The organism is Neiella marina (genome assembly GCF_002165625.1).
Classification (GTDB): domain Bacteria; phylum Pseudomonadota; class Gammaproteobacteria; order Enterobacterales; family Neiellaceae; genus Neiella; species Neiella marina.
This window is the reverse complement of sequence record NZ_NGNS01000007.1, coordinates 44,490-63,920: the sequence shown is the minus strand read 5'-3', so window position 1 is coordinate 63,920 and position 19,431 is coordinate 44,490. Positions and strand designations below refer to the sequence as shown.

10 protein-coding genes and 2 tRNA genes are annotated in these 19,431 nt (G+C 48.3%); 2 read left to right on the top strand and 10 right to left on the bottom strand.

What is annotated here, in order from left to right; genetic code table 11:
• The first annotated feature begins 37 nt into the window (after positions 1-37).
• Positions 38-114 (top strand) — tRNA-Met (locus CBE68_RS08050).
• A gap of 79 nt (positions 115-193) precedes the next feature.
• Positions 194-270: transfer RNA gene (locus CBE68_RS08045), tRNA-Met, on the top strand.
• A 185-nt stretch (positions 271-455) separates the two neighbouring features.
• On the opposite strand, the gene CBE68_RS08040 is transcribed toward CBE68_RS08045, so the two are convergent.
• The 10 genes from CBE68_RS08040 to prc all read right to left on the bottom strand — a co-directional run bounded on the left by CBE68_RS08040 (position 456) and on the right by prc (position 19,392).
• Positions 456-1,004 carry a cell division protein ZapC domain-containing protein gene (locus CBE68_RS08040; RefSeq protein WP_158100537.1) on the bottom strand — a complete coding sequence of 183 codons (549 nt, stop codon included), beginning with the start codon at positions 1,002-1,004 and terminating at the stop codon, positions 456-458.
• Between the two features lie 76 nt (positions 1,005-1,080).
• Positions 1,081-2,097, bottom strand: coding sequence for a quinone-dependent dihydroorotate dehydrogenase (pyrD, locus tag CBE68_RS08035; protein ID WP_087505565.1), 1,017 nt, complete (start codon positions 2,095-2,097; stop codon positions 1,081-1,083).
• A gap of 65 nt (positions 2,098-2,162) precedes the next feature.
• Positions 2,163-6,995, bottom strand: coding sequence for an NAD-glutamate dehydrogenase (locus tag CBE68_RS08030; RefSeq protein WP_087505564.1), 4,833 nt, complete (start codon positions 6,993-6,995; stop codon positions 2,163-2,165).
• A gap of 212 nt (positions 6,996-7,207) precedes the next feature.
• Positions 7,208-9,544, bottom strand: coding sequence for an efflux RND transporter permease subunit (locus tag CBE68_RS08025; protein WP_087505656.1), 2,337 nt, complete (start codon positions 9,542-9,544; stop codon positions 7,208-7,210).
• A gap of 15 nt (positions 9,545-9,559) precedes the next feature.
• Positions 9,560-10,558, bottom strand: coding sequence for a WD40/YVTN/BNR-like repeat-containing protein (locus tag CBE68_RS08020; protein ID WP_087505563.1), 999 nt, complete (start codon positions 10,556-10,558; stop codon positions 9,560-9,562).
• Positions 10,559-10,619: 61 nt separating this feature from the next.
• Positions 10,620-11,984, bottom strand: a complete 1,365-nt coding sequence (locus CBE68_RS08015) for a DUF1329 domain-containing protein (protein WP_087505562.1) — start codon at positions 11,982-11,984, stop codon at positions 10,620-10,622.
• Positions 11,985-12,003: 19 nt separating this feature from the next.
• Entirely contained in the window at positions 12,004-14,100 is a 2,097-nt protein-coding gene (locus CBE68_RS08010; protein WP_087505561.1) for a DUF1302 domain-containing protein, read from the bottom strand.
• A 326-nt stretch (positions 14,101-14,426) separates the two neighbouring features.
• A complete protein-coding gene (locus CBE68_RS08005) occupies positions 14,427-14,654 on the bottom strand; it encodes a DUF2835 family protein (protein ID WP_229744707.1) in 228 nt (75 codons plus the stop codon).
• Positions 14,644-17,250 carry an aminopeptidase N gene (pepN, locus tag CBE68_RS08000; RefSeq protein WP_087505560.1) on the bottom strand — a complete coding sequence of 869 codons (2,607 nt, stop codon included), beginning with the start codon at positions 17,248-17,250 and terminating at the stop codon, positions 14,644-14,646. Before pepN ends, CBE68_RS08005 begins: the two co-directional genes overlap by 11 nt.
• A gap of 84 nt (positions 17,251-17,334) precedes the next feature.
• Positions 17,335-19,392: a carboxy terminal-processing peptidase gene (gene prc / locus CBE68_RS07995; RefSeq protein ID WP_087505559.1), complete on the bottom strand. Its 2,058-nt coding sequence runs from the start codon at positions 19,390-19,392 to the stop codon at positions 17,335-17,337.
• Between the last annotated feature and the right edge of the window lie 39 nt (positions 19,393-19,431).

Below are 19,431 nucleotides of genomic sequence, written 5' to 3'. Positions count from 1 at the left end.
AGCCCGGTACCTATCTATAATATGCGCCACCTGTCGACGCGGGGTGGAGCAGCCTGGTAGCTCGTCGGGCTCATAACCCGAAGGTCGTCGGTTCAAATCCGGCCCCCGCAACCAATCGACATTTTCGACATACCAGCATTGGTTTATACCAATGAGATGTGCACTTTTTAACTGTGTATATCACACCCAATGACGCGGGGTGGAGCAGCCTGGTAGCTCGTCGGGCTCATAACCCGAAGGTCGTCGGTTCAAATCCGGCCCCCGCAACCATTTCTTACTTTCCAAGATTAGCTTTCTCAATTGGTTATAAGCCAAGGCGCAACTCTCACTAGATCCGGCCCGTTGCCCTACTTTTGAATTGTTCAGCAGCAATCTCTGCGATCGTACTGACGCGACAAACCACAAAAAACGCCAGCTAATGCTGGCGTTCAATAAACGATATGGCTGATGTCACGTTAGGCGCTTAGTAAGCGTTTTGAATTTTGAATGGCTGTATTGGATGCGTATCGGGCAATACGATCATTCATCACCCGAATCATATTTCCTGCCGACATTGTTTTGTGTTCGGTCAACGACAGCGTTTCATTAACCGCCATCAGCAGCGACGTGGTGTCATTGGTTTCGATAATAAGAAAAATACCTGATTCGCTGGCGGTATCGAGTTCAACCAACATTTGCTCAGAAATTGTCAGAACTGCCGACGATGGTAAGAAAAACCAACTCTGCGGTAATGCCGGTTTAAAAAACTTACGGGCAGACGTGGCGTTAATTGCCAGGGTCATCGCACTGAGGTCGTCCTTGCCGCAATTTTCGCCCATAAGCTCATAGGTAGCGTGCAAGAACGACAGATCGTCGATCGCTAAGCTTTGTTTTCGAAACGCATCGCCAGTTAGTTGTGAGCGCTTCAAGCTTGTTTGATAACAGCAATCTTCGCTAGAGCATACCTCTAAGCGGTTGCTCGATTCGTTAAACTGCCAGTGCCAGTCCTGTTTGGCTATATTCACGATAATTCAACCCTAAGTCATCGACTTGGCCAATTTACATCCTTTAGTTGCTGTTGTGAAGTTGGCAGGTGTCAAATTATTGTAAATTTTGAACTAATTCATGAACTAGCGGTGGTCCCTTGTAGATAAACCCGGAGTAAATCTGGACTAAATCAGCGCCAGCTTGGCGTTTGTCCTGCGCTGCTTGCAAAGAATCGATACCGCCAACACCAATAATCGGCAGCTGTCCATTTAGCTCCTTAGCTAGCTTGGCGATAAACGCGGTCGACTGAGTTTGTAGTGGTTTGCCGCTCAAGCCACCAGTTTCATCACAGTGCGGTAAGCCTTTGATCATATCGCGTTCGAGCGTAGTGTTGGTCGCAATCACGCCGTCAATACCGTGCCTTACAAAGGCATCAGCAGTTTGAGCAATTTCGTCATCAGACATATCAGGGGCGATTTTGACTGCCAACGGCACTTGTTTGCCATGCTGTTCAGCCAATTCGGCCTGACGCGATTTAAGGCTGGCTAGCAGATCATCTAAGGCTTCACCGTATTGCAGTGACCGCAGACCTGGCGTGTTTGGTGAGGAAATATTCACCGCAACATAATCAGCATGAGCATAAACCTTGTCTAGACAAATAACATAATCATCTTTGCCATTTTCGACCGGCGTATCCTTGTTTTTGCCGATATTGATGCCAACAAGGCCTGTGCGGTTTTTCACCTGCTTCACTTGTTCAACAAGGTAGTCAACACCCTTATTGTTGAAGCCCATGCGGTTGATAATGCCCTCGGCTTCTAATATTCGAAATAGTCTCGGTTGCGGATTACCGTCTTGCGGACGCGGTGTCACAGTCCCTACTTCGACAAAACCAAACCCCATCGCAAACCAGGCATCAAGACACTCGCCATTCTTATCTAGCCCCGCCGCCAAGCCAACAGGATTGGGAAAGTTCAACCCCATGACGCTCTTAGGGTAACCTGCCGCAGAAGTTGACAGTAATTTGCGTAAAGGTGTTTTACCAACGCGCTTGAGCATACCAATCGTCAAATCGTGGGCACGTTCGGCGTCTTGAGTGAAGATAAGGCTACGAGCCAGGTTGTAATACATAGATGAATTACCCTAAGAAAGACCGATCTGCATGAGGCAGATCGGTCGGAGCTAGTCGAATCCGGCTATTGTAGCGGATCACTAGTGTGGCTTAACAGCATCAACTCCCTTAAAGCGACAGAGAATTTGGCATACTCATGGCCTTTAGCTGTTTTAAACTCGGTTAGCATCTGCTGCCATCGGGTGATCGTGTGGCTGTGCTCTTGGTACCAGCGTTCGACCATATCATCGGCATTGCAACCATCTTGGCAGTAGCGGTTGACCGCTAGGGTCAAGGCCCGCTGTTGCCAATCCAATTCTTCTCTGAACGAGGCCCGAGCCAGAGCTTGCCAGTGATTGGCCACAGGTTGCGAGTTGATTTGGTTGAGGAACCAGTGAAGTTCTAGCTTGGCACCTAGTTTGAAGTAAATATCAGATATCAATTCAATCGGTCGACTTTGCAGTTCTGCAACTTGGGCAATATCGAGTGTCGAATACAACGTGCTTAGTTGAGCGAAATCGGCTGCTAGTGAGTCAGGCAGGCCCTGTTCCATGTATTCCTGTTGTTTATCAACCAGCTCCTGCCATTCCCCTTCAACTAGGCTCAATGACATATGGTTACGAACCGCGTCAAATGCTGGCGCGTAAAAGGTAATAGTATCTTTGATCGACATCGCTCGATTACGGTGACGAAGGAACCAGCGGCAGGCGTGGCGTAAAATTCGCCTTAGCTCAACAAAACACTCGAATTGGACCTCTGCATCGACCTGGTTATCCAGCGCTTGTACCGCATTTCTCAATTCACTGGCACCAAAGATTTCTCTAGCGATGGTATAACAACTGGCGATATCGATAACCTCAGCACCTGTTTCATCTTTCATGCGATTAACGAAATTGAGTCCCATATCGTTCACCATTTGATTGGCAAGTTGGGTCGCAATAATTTCAGAACGCAGCGGATGAGCGGCCATTTGTTTGCTGTACTTTTGTTGCAGACGGACCGGGAATGAACTCACCATGGCTTTACTATGAAAGGTATCGCGAGTGATCTCGTCATTATCGAGCTGCTCTTTTAAACGCATCTTGTCATAAGAAATCAGCACCGATAGCTCTGGTCGGCTCAAGCCCTGACCAAGTGCTTGACGGCTATTGATTTCATCGTCGCTCGGCAAGAATTCTAAAGCACGGTCGAGAAGCCCTTCACGCTCTAAATCGTGGATTAATCGCACTTGTTCTTTCAGTAACTCTGCGCCACGAAACTCTGTGACACTGATACTTTGAGTTTGCTGGTAGCAATCATCCAATACTAGCGTTGATACCTCGTCGGTCATCTCTAACAACAATTGGTTGCGCTGCTTACGCGTTAACTCGCCTTGCTGTTCGATTTGGTTCAACAGGATCTTGATGTTGACTTCATTATCGGAACAATCAACGCCGCCAACATTGTCGATAAAGTCGGTGTTAATGCGGCCGCCGGCACGAGCAAATTCGATCCGTCCAAGTTGCGTTGCGCCTAAATTACCGCCCTCGCCGACTACTTTGGCACGAAGTTCACCACCATTGATGCGTAAACTATCGTTCGCTCGATCGCCAACATCTGTATGACTTTCTTGCTCACTTTTGAAATATGTACCAATGCCACCATTCCACATCAAATCGACGGGCGCTTTTAAGATGGTTTGAATCAATTCAGTGGGAGTGAATGTAGATTGCCGGGTATCCAACGCGATTTGTGCCTGCTCGGAGATAGTAATGGACTTGGCTGCACGAGAATAAATCGCTCCCCCCTCTGATAACAGTTCGGTCTGATAATCTTCCCAGCTTGAGCGAGGTAAATCGAATAAGCGCTGACGTTCGGCATAACTGCTTGCTGCATCTGGCTCCGGGTCGATAAAAATATGAAGATGATTAAATGCGGCGACTAACCGCGTTTTGGGTGACAGCAACATACCATTGCCAAACACATCACCGGCCATATCACCGACGCCAATAGCAGTGAATTCCTCAGTTTGACAATCCAAACCCAGTTCGCGGAAATGACGTTTTACCGATTCCCATGCGCCCTTGGCAGTGATCCCCATCTTTTTGTGGTCATAACCCTGACTACCGCCAGATGCAAACGCGTCACCAAGCCAAAAGCCATACTCTTCGGCAATGCTGTTGGCGATATCGGAAAAGGTTGCGGTACCTTTGTCTGCCGCCACTACGAGGTAGGAGTCATCGCCGTCATGACGAACGACATCTGACGGCGGAATTAACTCGCCTTGGATGACGTTGTCTGTAATATCGAGTAAACCGCGAATAAACAAGCGATAGCAGGCTTGGCCCTCAGCAAGAAACTGATCGCGGCTCATGTCATCAGTCAGCTGCTTACAGACAAAACCTCCTTTCGCGCCCACAGGTACGATGACGGTGTTTTTCACTTGCTGGGCTTTCACCAAGCCAAGCACTTCAGTGCGAAAATCTTCGCGTCGATCGGACCAACGCAAACCGCCGCGGGCAACCTTGCCGCCGCGCAAATGAACGCCCTCCACGCGTGGCGAGTATACGAAAATTTCGTATGCTGGCAGCGGTTTAGGCACTTCTGGAATTTGCCCAGGTAGTAGCTTAAATGAACAGTAAGGCTTGGCTTCGCCATTTTCTGTTTGATAAAAGTTGGTACGAATAGTCGCTGCAATTAATGACCAGTAGCGACGAATAATTCGGTCATCATCGAGATTGGATACCTTATCCAGTGCCGCTTCAATGTCATCGGCCTGCTGTTGCGCGACCGCAACACGGTCACCGGCAAAGTCCGGCGAAAAACGGCTTTCGAATAACGCAACAAGTTGTTTAGCAATGCCGGCGTATTTGTTAAGCGCATTTTCGATGTATTGTTGAGAAAACGTGCTGCCAATTTGGCGCATGTACTTGCTGTAAGCGCGTAACATCGACACTTGTCGAGCCGACAAATCGGCTGCCAATACCAAGCGGTTAAAGCCATCGTTTTCGTAATGGCCTTGCCAGATACCAGCGAGCGCTTGCTGGAAGCGTTGTTGGCTGGCGACAATATCAAGCTCCGCTTCACCAAGGTAGGTCATCGCAAACTCAAGGATCCAGCTTTTCGCGCCTTCTTGGTCGCGAACCTCATAAGGCCGTTCGCCAATCACTTTCAAACCAAGGTTTTCCAGCACAGGGAGGACATCAGACAGTGGAATCGGTTGATCGCGATGGAATAGCTTGAGTTTCACCGCATTGTTGTCGGTTTCTTCTTGGGCCTGATAGAACAGCATGCCAAGCTGATCATCGCCAGTCAGTTGCTCGATCTTGTCGATATCAACCAAAGCGGCATTCGGTAATACTTGTTCTTTGTAGCTTGGCACAAACGCATGTTGGTACTTTGCTGCTAGCTTACGGCCCTTGTTGTCACCGAACTTCTTGGTCAGCGCATCGGCGAAACGGTCATCCCACGAACGTGCGGCTTCAATGAGGTTTTGTTCAATCTGATTCACATCTACTTCCTGTTGGTGGTCATCCACGCGAACGATGTAGTGAGTACGGGCCAATTCTGACTCGGAGAAAAATGTCGTGAACTCGACGGGGTCACTGCTGTTAAAGTGATGCTTTAAAATCGCTTGAGTTTGCCGCCGTAACTGGGTGTTGTAGCGTTCTTTGGTGACATACACCATGCACGAATAATAGCGACCAAACACTTCACGACGGACAAACACACGGGTCATATCGCGCTCTTGTATTTGCAACACACCCATGGCTGCAGTCAGTAACTCTGTTTCGGATGCTTGGATCAATTCGTCTCTTGGATAGGTTTCAACCAGATTGAGTAACGCTTTGTAAGCATGAGAGCCGCTCATCAACCCCGACTTCGACATGATCCGAGCGAGCTTTTTATTCAACATGGGGACGTGCTGAGCACTGTTGTTGTACAACGACGATGAGTACAGGCCAATAAAGCGGTGCTCGCCAATCACTTGGCCTGCATCATTGAAGCGCTTGATGCCAATATAATCAGCAAACGCAGGCCGATGGACTTTACTTTTCTGATTGCCTTTGGTCAGAACCAACACGTCACCCGACAGTGCGGCATCTTGGCCACTGCGAATCATTTCACTGAGATGAATTTCTTTGGGTAAATCGTGAAGCTTAAAAATACCAAGTCGCGAGCCCTCAACGAGGCGCACATCATAATCGCCCTCAACTGCGACAATGTCGGTTTGGTGATAGCCCAGCAAGGTGAAGTTATCATTTTGCACCCAGTTTAAGTAATCAACCACCTCTTCACGCGGCATCGTAGCGTCTGGGTAATTACGTGCCTCAACTTCAGTAATTGCCTCTGCCAGGCGTTGTTTCATGGTGCTCCAATCATCCACCGCTGCGGCGACTTCGTTGAGCGACTCGCGCAACTCTCGCTCCAGCGCGGTTCTTGCCTTTGCTGTTGCTTGACGATCGATTTCGATATGAAACAAAGTCTCGAAGTCACCAGTCTGTTCAGACGCATCGATAGCCAATAGCTGACCTTTGTCATCGCGACTAATGGAAACTGGCGAATGCAGGGTTAAATGCGAGGTAATCCCAAGCCGCAGCAAAGCCATCCGCACCGAGTCGACCAAAAACGGCATATCGCGGACAACGATTTCAATCACCGTATGGTTTGATAACCAACCGTGTTGCTCAAGCTTGGGGTTGTAGATATGGATCTTGGCATCACCACCATCGTATTCATTGGTGAATTGCCAGAGACTTAAAATCGCGCCGTATAGATCACCGTCACTACGATTGACGAGATCAGCCATACCAATGTGGCCGTACATCACTCGGGCTAATTGCGAGACGGTGTCAGAATTTTGTGCCAGATTTGACTCGATTAGCTGATGAACGCGCTGTAGCAGCACAGTAGAAGAGTCAGGGCTAGGTTTGGACATAATTGAATAACCTGTTGTCACGAGCGTTATCGTTCGCTCTTTGTTGATCGCCAGTTTCGCCCTCAGTTTATGCAGCGAATGAATAATTAGCGAGTCACAACAAAAGAATTAACAGATTGAATTCAGGAACGAAATGGCCGATTTGTCAGCTTTTGCTGACAGCTTATGTGACGCTGCCAGCAAATATTTCGTTAACTGGTGAAAGGTTGACCTTAAGGCGTCTCTCGTTGCTCATTATTGCGCCAGAAAATTGCCGCTAACGCTGGCAATACAACAATAGCTGCAAGCATGTTGACGAGGAACATAAAGGTTAACAATACGCCCATGTCGACCTGATACTTGAGCGGTGAAAAGAACCAAGTTGACACCCCAACGGCCAGGGTGATGCCGGTGAACAATACCGCACTACCGCGTTCTGCTAACGCAAACCGATAGGCCTTATCAATGGCTACGCCCTGACGGATTTGCTCACTCATGGTCGATAAGATGTAAATGCCATAGTCAACGCCGATGCCAACACCTAACGCAATCACTGGCAGTGTTGATACGGTTAAACCAATACCTAGCTGCGTCATTAAGCCCTGCGCAAGCGTCGACACTAAGTACAAGGGTAATACCACCGCGGCAGTGGCTTTGACTGAACGGAAACTCAGTAAGCATAACAAGATCACTGCGCCATAGACGTAAAGCATCATAGGCAATTGCGCATCAGCCACAGCTTCATTGGTTGCGGCCATGACGCCAACCGGGCCACTGGCTAATTTAAATGCAATATTGTCTGCACTATAAGTCGCTTCTGCTGTTTTAACCGCAGCAACAACACGTTCGATAGTTTCCGCAGTATGGTCAGTGAGAAACAAATAAACCGGCATCACGCTACAACCTGCATTCAAAAGACCCGTGCTGGTAGAGATTTGCGAAATGGCCTGAACGAGGCCGGCATCACTACGCGGCAGGATCCGCCATTTCGGATTCCCTTCATTGAACGCTGCGTTATAAAGCTTAGCGACTGACGCCAATGAAATGGCCGACTGAACGCCCTGCACTTGCTGCAGTTGCCATTGGAAATCATCAATAGCTGACATCACTTGGTAATTGGCGCAAGCTTGGTCATCGGTCTCAACAATAATCGTCATCACATCAGTGGTGATGGCGTAGTTATCGGTGATAAAGGCAGTATCAAGGTTATAACGAGAGTCAGCATGCAGCGCCGGCGCGCCTGGTTTAAACGAGCCTATTCGCATGTTGCCAGCTTGCCAGTAACCCAACACAAACAAACCTGCTGATACTGCCAGTACCACCAACGGCACACGTTTTTTCAAACAACTACAAACCGCAATCGCATCCCAAAGTTTCAACGCGATCGGTGACGGAGTCGACAACTTAGTGACGGTTCGCTCGCCGAAGCGCACATAGCTAAGCAGTACCGGCAGCAAAAACAAATTAGTCAGGATAATGACCGCCACACCGATACTGGCTGTGATAGCTAATTCACGAATAATGCCGATATCGATACTGAGAATGGTTAAAAAACCAATCGTGTCTGATAACAAAGCGATGCCGCCCGGTAGCAACAAGCGACGAAAACTTAGCTGTGCTGCGGTCTTACTATTCATCCCTCGGGCAACTGATGCGCCCATGGCATTAATCATTTGCACGCCGTGCGACACGCCAATAGCAAACACCAAGAATGGCACCAGTACCGACATTGGATCGATACCAAAACCTAACAGCGGTAGCGCGCCGAGCTGCCAAATCACTGCCATTATTGAGCATGCCAAAGGCAGCAACGTAAGCAATACCGAATGACTAAAGAAATACACCATCACGGCAGTGATCACTAAGGCGATGGCGAAGAACAAAACGACTGACTTGGCGCCTTCAGCAACATCGCCAATCATCTTTGAAAAACCAATAATCTCAATTGAAATATCATCGGTTTCAAACTGCTGACGAATGTCCTGCTCAAGCTGTTTGGCAAGCGCTAGGGTATCAAGCTTCTCGCCGGTGTCTGGGTTAAACTCCTGCAAGTTGGCGCGTACCATTGCAGAATTGTAGTTATTGGCAACTAGGCGGCCGACGATGCCAGCTTTACCTATGTTGTCCCGAACCTGTGACAATCCTCTCGCGTTGGGCTGGAAATCGGCCGGCACCACGGGGCCGCCTGAAAAGCCGTCTTCCACCACTTCAGTGTAGCGGGTACCTGGGCTAAATAAGGATTGAACGGAGGCCCTGCTGACACCAGGAATAAAAAACAATTGGTCATGCACTTGGCGCAGAACGGTAAAAAACTCCTCACTAAACATGTCGCCACTTTTGGCCGACACGGTGACCATCACTGAGTTGGCACCGGCAAAGTCTTTTTGGTGCTTGACGTAGGTCTTCATGTAAGGGTGAGCGAGCGGGATGTTTTTGGTAAACGCAGCATCCATTCGCAACTGCGTGGCGCTGAACAACAGACCGATTGTTAATAGCACGAACAGCGCGATGACCGCGCCTCGATTACGAAAGACAATGCGCTCGAGGGCATCAATAAATGGGGTGATCATCATAGTACTGCGTCCCTACCAATCGAGCTGGCGAATACCGCGGTCGCCAGCAATATAGATGATGCCATTGAGGTTTGCCCCTGCTACTGCAGTTTCACCTTGATGCAACGGTCGGCTGGTGAACGTTACCCCACCATCATTACTTATTAATGCTTGGCCGTTACTGGCAAGCGCGATCAGCTCATTGTTATCGTTAGCAACAAAACCATTCACTGTCGCGGTACTTTCAGTAGTGGCTCGGTGCCAATCCAAGCCAGCGTTGTCGGAATAATAAACATTACCGCGCAGACCACCGATAATGAGCCTGTTGACCTTGTCCACGGTGATTTGAGTGGCGGCAAAAAAAGACCCTTCGTAGCCGACGTCTAATCGCCGCCAATGGTTGCCGTTGTCATCACTCAAGGCGACTAAACCAAGCTCACCGACCATCAGCAGTTTGTTGCCACTTAAAGTAAGGACCCGATTAAGGTGCGGCAGCATGGTGGACAACTCGTAGTCATAATCTTCTTGACTGGCTTCGAGTTTAAGTTCGGCCAAGTATTCGCGGTCTTCTTCGTAAAGCAGCCCTTCGTGCATTTCTTCAAGCCAAGTCTTGCCGCCATCGACAGAGCGCAAAAACTCACCATAGGCGCCAACCGCGATGGCTTCATTTTGTTTAACGAACAGCAAGTCCATGAGAGGTTGTTCGCCTGCAATGTCCTGGCGTAATAACTGCCAGCCAGACGCACTGTTGCGGACGATCACACCGTCGTGACCAACGGCCCATAATTGGCCGTCGTGTTGAATAACGCGTGTCAGAGTTGCTGAAACAGGGCTTTGTTCAAGCGACCATTGATCATTATCGAACAACAACACGTGGCCGCGCTCGCCCACTGCAGCAAGACCGGTATCGGTGTCGGTTATATCGAGAACAAGTGCGGATTTAGCTGCAGCGGCGGAATGCGTTTCAGCATGGGTAGGAAAAGAGAAAATGCAAGCAGCCAGAAAGACAGCTCTACAAACAAGATGCTTCATGAAAACTCTTAAAGTTGAAATGCCAAAAGCCCCCAAACGGAGGCCTTTGGCAGAAGTTTTATTAACGTTTGGCTTCTTTTACCAAAGCTCGTGAAGTGAAGTCTTTTTCACTAAGCGGCGTTTGGAAGTCGTACATTTTTTCCTGATTGTCTAAGCCAATCGCAATGTAGCGACGAGCTTGAAGATCATGGAACACTTCAAGCGTAGACCACAGTGTAGGGACTTCGTAGTAATTTAATGCGTGAGACATAGCAACCCGATAGAGTTGGTCGCGGCTATCGTACAAATCGGCCACAGCAATCTGCCATGAATCTTCGTCAATATAGAAGCGTCGTTTCTTGTAGATATGGCTAATACCAGATTTCAGATTTGCTTCCACTACCCAAACACGGTGCTTCTCATAACGAACCAAATCGGGGTTAATGTGGCCCGGTTGGAGGATGTCATCGTTAGTCAGCTTATCGCTATGGAGCTTGTAGGTGTTGTATGGAATTAACAATTCTTGTTTGCCAACCAGCGTCCACTCGTAGCGGTTAGGCGAACCGTTATACATGTCGTAATCATCGGTCGTGCGCAAACCGTCAGCTGCGGTACCCGGGTGGTCATAAGCCACGGTCGGAGCGCGGCGTGGGCGTCGAGTACTGGCGTTGAATGTCCAAGCATTGCGCGGCTGCTTGACCTGATCCATAGTCTCATGCACCAACAGTGCCGTACCCGCCAAACTCGCCGGTTGCGTTACCGCTTGTTTAAACATGAATACCATGTTGGTCTCAGTAAGTTTCTCTGGGGTGATTTCTTTGCCCGACGATAGAAACTTAATAGCCTCACGGAAGCGGATATAGGTATAACTACCTGATGGCATAGGCGCAGCTTGACCAGCAAATCGCGTCACATCAACACCGCGGAATCTAAAGATATGGTTCCAGATCGCTTCCAAGCCGTTACTTGGAATCGGAAACGGAATCCCTGCCCCAGCGCCGACAATACCATTACCACCATCGATCAACTCAGCGCGAGTGGCGTTTGCCAAGGTGCCGTCATAAATGTACTGCGGCACTGACGCCGAGCGTTGCGTGGGATAAACATTCATTTTGAATGTATCTGGATAAGTGGCAAACAATGCTTTTTGACCATCGGTCAACATATCCGCGTAATCGGCGACATTAGCCGCCGTTACTGTATATAACACTTGATCATTGGCAAACGGATCAGGGTGATGATCGCCTACCGAATAGCCTGCTGGAGGCGTGGTTATACCGCCGTTCCAAGCCGGGATTGAGCCGTCAGCATTGGCGCCCATTTCGGCGCCAAGTGGCGTTAACGACTTGCCAAGCTCTGCCGCCTGTTGCTCAGAAACTGCAGCGTAACTTGCACTGGAAACTGACAAGGCAAGTGCCACAGATGAAATTAAGTATTTTACGTTCATAGTGATGCTGTGCCTCGGTTTAAATAGAGTACTTAACGTTAAAGCTGATAAAGTCACGATCTTCTAATAAGTTAGTGGTGCCTTGGCCACCCCAGTATGCGTTGTAGTTGATACCGGCAGACCAACGTTGGAGGTAATCGAAGGTGATCCCTGCCCCCACTGACTTACGATCTTCTACGAACAAGGAGATAGGATCCGGTGTGATACCATTCACATCGTGAGCAAATACCACACGCGGCGAGACATTCACGCCCCAAAATGCGTTGTTGTAATCAAGCTTAGCGAGCAGTCGATAGCCCCAAGAGAAATCATCGGGAAATGGATTGGTCTCCGGACCATTATGCAAGGCGATTTCAATCCCCTCTTTGCCGGGGATTCCGCCGCTGCGGTTAGTACCAGGACCATTCAGGCGAAGCTCATTAAATCCAGGCATATCGTCGATCCAAATACCACCGACTTCACCAAGTACTGTTAGATTGTCAGAACCCAACTGAGGGCCAAACAAATGTACCGCGGTGAATTGTAGCTGTGTTGTATCGCGCTCAATATAGCCGCGTTGGAATTGCCCCGGCGCTAGCGGTTCAAGTTGCGAAATGCCTTCAAGCTCAGGACGGAAGCCTGCAGCAGCCAATTGCTCTGGCATGGTAGCAAACAATATCTCAACGTCATCAATCTGCAACGGCTCATCTGGGCGGTAGGCAATTTCACCGGAAATAGTAGTGTCACCTACGGGTGTGTTGAACGCTACGCCATAGAGTTTCAAATCTTCCGGATAATCGAGGAAGCCAGCGGTAAATGCGTCAAGTTCGTTGACGCTGTGACGATCGATTTCGCTACTGGCGATTTTGGTTAAATCACTAATGATCGCTGTTGGCGTAAAGTCTGAAGCATAGCCGCTGATCAATGGTCGACGGCTATGATAGTTCATATAGTAAAAGCCGAATTCGGTATCACCGAGTTCTGGTGAGTAGTAACTCAACTTAATACCGTACTGACCGCCATCATCTGGCTCATTTTCTGGTAACACAAGCGCTTGGGTTCCTGGCGACGCAATATAAATACTAGCAAGCGACGTGTATAACTCAGTCCAAGCCGGAGAGCCCGGCTCTAGTTGAGCCAGCGCTTGTAACAAAGTACCCAAATCAGCACCGGCAACTGCCATGTACTCGTCATCAATGTTGTTCAAACGACCCAGCAAGAACTCAAGATCTTGGTCAGGGTTGGCCGTAAAGCCAAGCTGCACGGTATTGAGGTAGCCACCTTTACCGGTGAAATCATTAGTGGCGAAATAGGTGCCTGCCGTTGGTAAGCGGAACGACTCCCACTCGTACTGATAGTAAGCCTCAAGAGACAAGTTTTCGGTCAGGCCGACCGAAACCCAAGCCATGCCTTGCGGGATAAGTGCTTCTTTTAACTCCGCACCTGGGGTAAGCAATCGGGCGACGTCAATGGCGTTAACCACGTTTATGCCATGGGGAATGAAGGTACTTTCACCCCAAGAGATGACTTGATCACCAATTTTAAAGGACACCGGAATTTCGCCATCGGCTATATCAAAATCGGCGTAGAAAAAGTAATCTAATAGACGAATGTCTTTACAGGAATAGTCAGAAGCCTTGCTATCCTCGCACGGATCAAAGCGAGTTCCACTGGTTGGATTGGTCCATGCGGAATCATCATCATTTAACGCAAAGTCGTAAAAGTACATACCGCGGACAAAAATACCCATGTCCTCGTAGCGCAGTTCCAATTCATGCAAGCCTTTAAAGACCTTCGAGAATGACTCGCCAGAATCGAACGACAAATTACCGTTATCGCCATTGGTGGAATAACCACCTTCAGGGTAGGCAAAGATGTCTGATGAAGTGTACTTACGGTTAAGTGCAGGATTGTAGCCGGTCCAATCGAATGCTGGTTGATTCGACTTGCCGATTAAATCCATATTACGATCTTCTAAACGCCAGCTTTGACCATATGACCAAGTGGAATCAAAGGTACCTTCAATATCCCCCCAGTTAAATGAAACAGCCGATACCGGCGCGCTAATTGATACTAAGCATGCAGATGTCACTGCAATGGCCAGAGGGTGTATGCGAAATCGACGACTGGACGCCATGGTTTGGTTTCTCCCCAGTTGTTTGCAGCGATTTATTTTGATTGTTGACGTAAATACGTCACTCATGGAGTGCTGCAATTGAGCTAAATCATTGCAGTAAAGACGTCATTCCGCAAGTGACCCAGATCTCGCAACCTGCTGTTTTACTTTAATAATTTTGAGATTCAGCGCACAAATATTAAGCACCTAAGGCAACTTTAAGTTTTAACTCTAATGTTTGTTGGGGGGGAGATCGTAGCTAACTCTATGTTTTAACGTTGCTTTAACGTTTTGAGCCAAGCCTTGTTCGAATCGTTAGTTTAAACTAAACGTTTGAAGTAATTGCTCTAATCCTGATGGCGACGCAACGAAATAAATTTGCCATCGGTGCCAGTTTTTAGGATGAACCAGCCGCGAATGCCTGCATGAGTTAAAAATGGCTTAAAGTGAACCGCGGGCAGTGATATCGTTTTGCCGCCTTTTTCGCGGACCACAACTCGTTGCGCGGCCCCGTTATACAGGGCCTGCAACTCATGGTAGGAAACATCGACATAAACTTGATAATCAATACTCAAGACTTTTCCCTACGATTTCATGTAGGTCCTTAGATAAATCTTTCAGTTGATATATTTGCTCCAAGCAAGCCTTCATTTGTATCGATTGCGGCGCCGTAAATTTTCGCCACTGCGTCAGCGGGTTGATCAAACGTGCAGCGATTTGTGGATTTATGCTGTTTAAATTTTGAATCTTCTGAGACAACCATTGGTAACCTGAACCGTCTTCGGCATGGAAATAGCGATAGTTCATGGCAGCGAATCCAGCGATCAAAGAGCGCGCTCGATTGGGGTTAGTTAGCTTGAAGAAAGGTTTTGCTTCGACGGTCTTTAAATTGTCAAAACATTGCTCACTGTTCCAACAACCTTGCAGGTTGAGCCACTTGTCCATGACCAAACCGTCATCTTGCCAGCGCTGCTCAAACTGATCCATTAGGCTGCTGCGACAAGGCAAATCAAATCGATTTGCAATGGTCAATGCATTGAGTTGCTCGGTCATATTGTCACTGGAATCATAGAGTGATTGACAAAGCTGGTCTGCCTGCTGGCCATTAGCCTCGGCAATCCAGCTCAAACAACTAGCTGATAACGAGCGCTTAGCGATTGATGCGGCATCTAATGAGTATTGAGATTGCTGCAATTCGCTGTATAAACTCGTGCAAGTTTGATGAAGTGCCGGCGCAACTTGCTGACGAATGGTCTCTAAAGCATCGAGCAGCGCGTGAATATCGATCTGTTCGCGTTGGTTGAGCAGCCCATTTACCGTTGGCAGCTGCAGCAATCGAGCTTTTAAGGCATCATCAATGTGTTGATTTTGGCTAATAGCGACCAACCCGGCGATAACCTGTGTTGGCACCTCATTGATGACACCATCGGCAATGCCCCATATATAACGAGCAAGCAATGTTTGCATCGCGTCCCAACGAGTAAAGCCATCATCACAATGCTGCGATAACGTCAGTAATTGTTCATCGGAGTAGTCGTAACTCAGCTTAATTGGCGCCGAAAACCCTTTTAACAGCGCAGGTGTCGGGTGACTGGCTACACCGTTAAACACTAAGGTATCGGTGTCAGTAATCAAGCTATAAACATTACCATCCGTTAGTGGCGAATCGGTGTTAAGTGGCAATGCGGCACCATCACTGTCGTACAACCCAAGTCGCAATGGCACGTGAGTCGCTTTTTTGTCAGCCTGATCTGCCGTCGCGGGGGTCTGCTGACTGAATTCAAGGGTGTAGGTTTGGCTATCAGCATCATAATGATCGGTCACCGTAACCTCAGGTGTACCAGCTTGCTGATACCAAGTCTTAAAATGCGAGAGGTCAAACGAATTGGCATCTTCCATTGCCGCGACAAAGTCATCGCAAGTGACCGCTTGGCCATCATGACGCTCAAAGTATAAGTCCATGCCGCGACGGAACCCATCAGCCCCCAATAAGGTATGCATCATTCGAATAACCTCTGCGCCCTTGTTGTAAACAGTGACTGTGTAGAAGTTATTCATCTCAATAACTGATTGAGGACGAATTGGGTGCGCCATTGGCCCAGCATCTTCAGCAAACTGGTGGCTACGAATGATTGCCACGTCATCAATTCGGTTGACCGCCGAGCCGGTCATATCTTCGCTGAAACACTGATCGCGAAATACCGTTAAGCCTTCTTTAAGAGACAATTGGAACCAATCGCGGCACGTTACCCGGTTTCCAGTCCAGTTGTGGAAATACTCATGGCCAATAACAGATTCAATACCATTGAAGTCCTGGTCTGTGGCCGAGCTTGGATTAGCGAGAACGTATTTGCTATTGAATACATTGAGGCCTTTGTTTTCCATGGCCCCCATGTTGAAGAAATCAACAGCAACGACCATGTAGATATCGAGGTCGTATTCCAGGCCATATACTTTCTCATCCCATGCCATTGAATTCTTAAGTGATTCCATGGCGTAGTCGGCTCGGTCTAGATTACCTTTATCGACAAACAGTTGCAGACACACATCACGCCCACTCATGGTCGTGAAACTGTCTTCGAGCAAATCGAAATCACCGGCTACAAGCGCAAATAGGTAACACGGTTTAGGAAATGGGTCTTGCCAAGTGACCGCCGTGCGACCATCGGCAAGCTGTTGCTTGGCGATCTGATTCCCGTTACTCAACATGAACGGAAATTGCTCAACATCACCGATGATTTTTGTAGTGAAGCGTGCCAACACATCAGGGCGATCGAGGTAATAAGTGATCTTGCGGAATCCTTCTGCCTCGCACTGGGTACAAAACGCACCATCCGATAAGTACAAGCCCTCGAGTGAGGTGTTCGCCGCTGGATTAATGGTCACGACAATATCAACAGTCAACTCGTCACCAATATCTGAGATTGTTAACGTGCTGTCTGTTTGGTGATACTGCTGTTGGGGCACGGCTTGGCCATCGATGTGCAGTGATTGTAACTGCAGTTGCTCACCATCGAGAATCAATGGCCTGTCATGTTTACCCTGACGCTGTACTCTCAATGTACTGGTAACTTTGGTATTTTCAGCATCGAGTTCAATAGTCAGTTCAATTTGATCGATAGTGAAGTCTGGCGCTTGGTAATCGCTCAGTAGTTTCGCTTTGGCAGTCATGAGAAAAGTCCGATATTGCTTGTCGCAACTGGTATTTTGAAATGAATGAAAAATGGGCTGCCTAGATAGCAGCCCATATTTGAATTATTTGTTTCTCGCTAGATTGGGGGCATCAACCAAATCAAAAGCAATGGCGATGGTTTCATCTAACACCGCATCTTCTGGGCCCGCATGATCATCATCTTCAAGTTCGTCATACTGCTCGGTCGACGCTAATGGCTCTTTACCCTCTCGGGCTCGACGTTCGTTTTCGCGAGCTAACAGACGAGCTTTGCGCTCTTCGCGGTCTTTCAAGCGTTTTTCTTTGTTCAAGGACACCAGTTTGTCTTCTTTCTCTTGCTTGTACCGAGCAATGTCTTCAAAGATGTAACCAAATTCAGGATTGGTTTCGATGCGCTGCACGTGACGACTATTGACTCCCTCAATCCAAGGCTTCACCTCATCTATCCGCAGGTAATTTGCAGTGCCGATGCGGTCCCATGGTAAGGCGTTGTCTTCTTGGCTTTCGCCATATTCACTTGGGTCAATTTCTTGAGGGAATTTAACATCCGGGATCACGCCCTTATTCTGGGTACTGCCACCATTAATACGATAGAACTTGGCAGTAGTGAACTGAATGTCACCCAACGGGTTTTGGAACAAATCAAAGCGACGGTTGAGGCTTCGGTGGTTTTGCACCGTACCTTTACCAAAAGTCTGCTCACCAACAATCAGCGCGCGACCATAATCTTGTAATGCCGCAGCAAAAATCTCAGAGGCAGAGGCACTGTAGCGGTCTACCATCACCACCATTGGCCCAGAATATTGAGTGCGCGGGTCACGATCTGAATCGACCGTGACTTCGCCAATCATATTGCGACGCTGCACTACCGGACCACGCTCAATGAACAGACCAGTCAGCGAAATGGCTTCAGGGAGTGAGCCGCCACCATTGCCACGTAAATCAACAATCACAGCATCCAAATCTTCCAGCGCTATTTCTTGCAGCTGCTTGCGGACATCATCGCTCAAACCGTTATAAAAACTCGGTATATCGATTACTGCGACCGCTCGACCGGCATAAGGCCCGTCTTCAGGTCGTTTGATTTCGGTTTTAGCCGCTTGGTCTTCTAGGCGAATTTTATCTCGAGTGATGGTAACCACTTTCGCTTCACCATCAACACCACCTTTAACCGGCACTACTTCTAGAAATACCTTGGTGCCTTTGGGGCCCTTGATTAGCTCGACCACTTCATCCAGCCGCCAACCGACAATATTAACAATGTCTTCGTCTTCTTGACCGACGCCAATGATTTTATCATCTGGCTTCAATTGACCCGACGACGCCGCAGGCCCGCCAGCAACGAGACGGCGAATGACGGTGTAGTCGAAGTCAGATTGCAACACGGCGCCAATGCCTTCGAGCGACAAATTGATGTCTTGCTTAAATCGCTCTGCATTTCGCGGTGACAGATAGCTGGTATGAGGCTCAATGGAACGGGCAAATGAGTTCATTAATAGCTGAAATACATCTTCGCTATTTGTTTGCGTCAACCGTTTAATGCCATAGGTATAGCGCTTAGTCAGAAGTTCGCGGGCTTCTTCTTGAGTCTTACCAGATAACACTAAGTTTAACGCATCGGCTTTGACCTGAAGGCGCCATATTGCATCGAGTTCAGCGGTGGTGGTTGGCCATGGCAGCTCGTTGCGATCATAGGCTAACGACTCGTCCTTGCTAAAGTCGAAGTCTTTGTCGAGTAGACTCAATGCATAATTGAGTCGTTCAAAGCGACGCTTGAGGTTCAGCTGATAAATCTCATACGGTACGTCCAAACGGCCTCGTTTGAGATAATCATCGAACTTAGTTTTATATGAGGCAAACTGATCGATGTCGGATTGAATAAATACTTGACGGTTGTAATCGAGAGTATCGAAGAAGCGATCATAGATCTTTACCGAGAATGCGTCATTCAGCTCAATCGGGTGATAATGCGATTGGGTGAAGACGTCAGTGATTCGAATGGCAGCGTTTTTGTGCTGCTTTTCCTGTTGCAGCTGAGGTAAATCCTCAACAGTGTAGGTTTGTAGTTCAACCTGGGCTGCAGAAAAAACGACAGCTGGCGCTAACACCAGTGCAGCACATATTTGTTGCCAAAACTTCATTCAATACCCTCTTTTGAACAGTCAGTGCTTGGTCAAGCG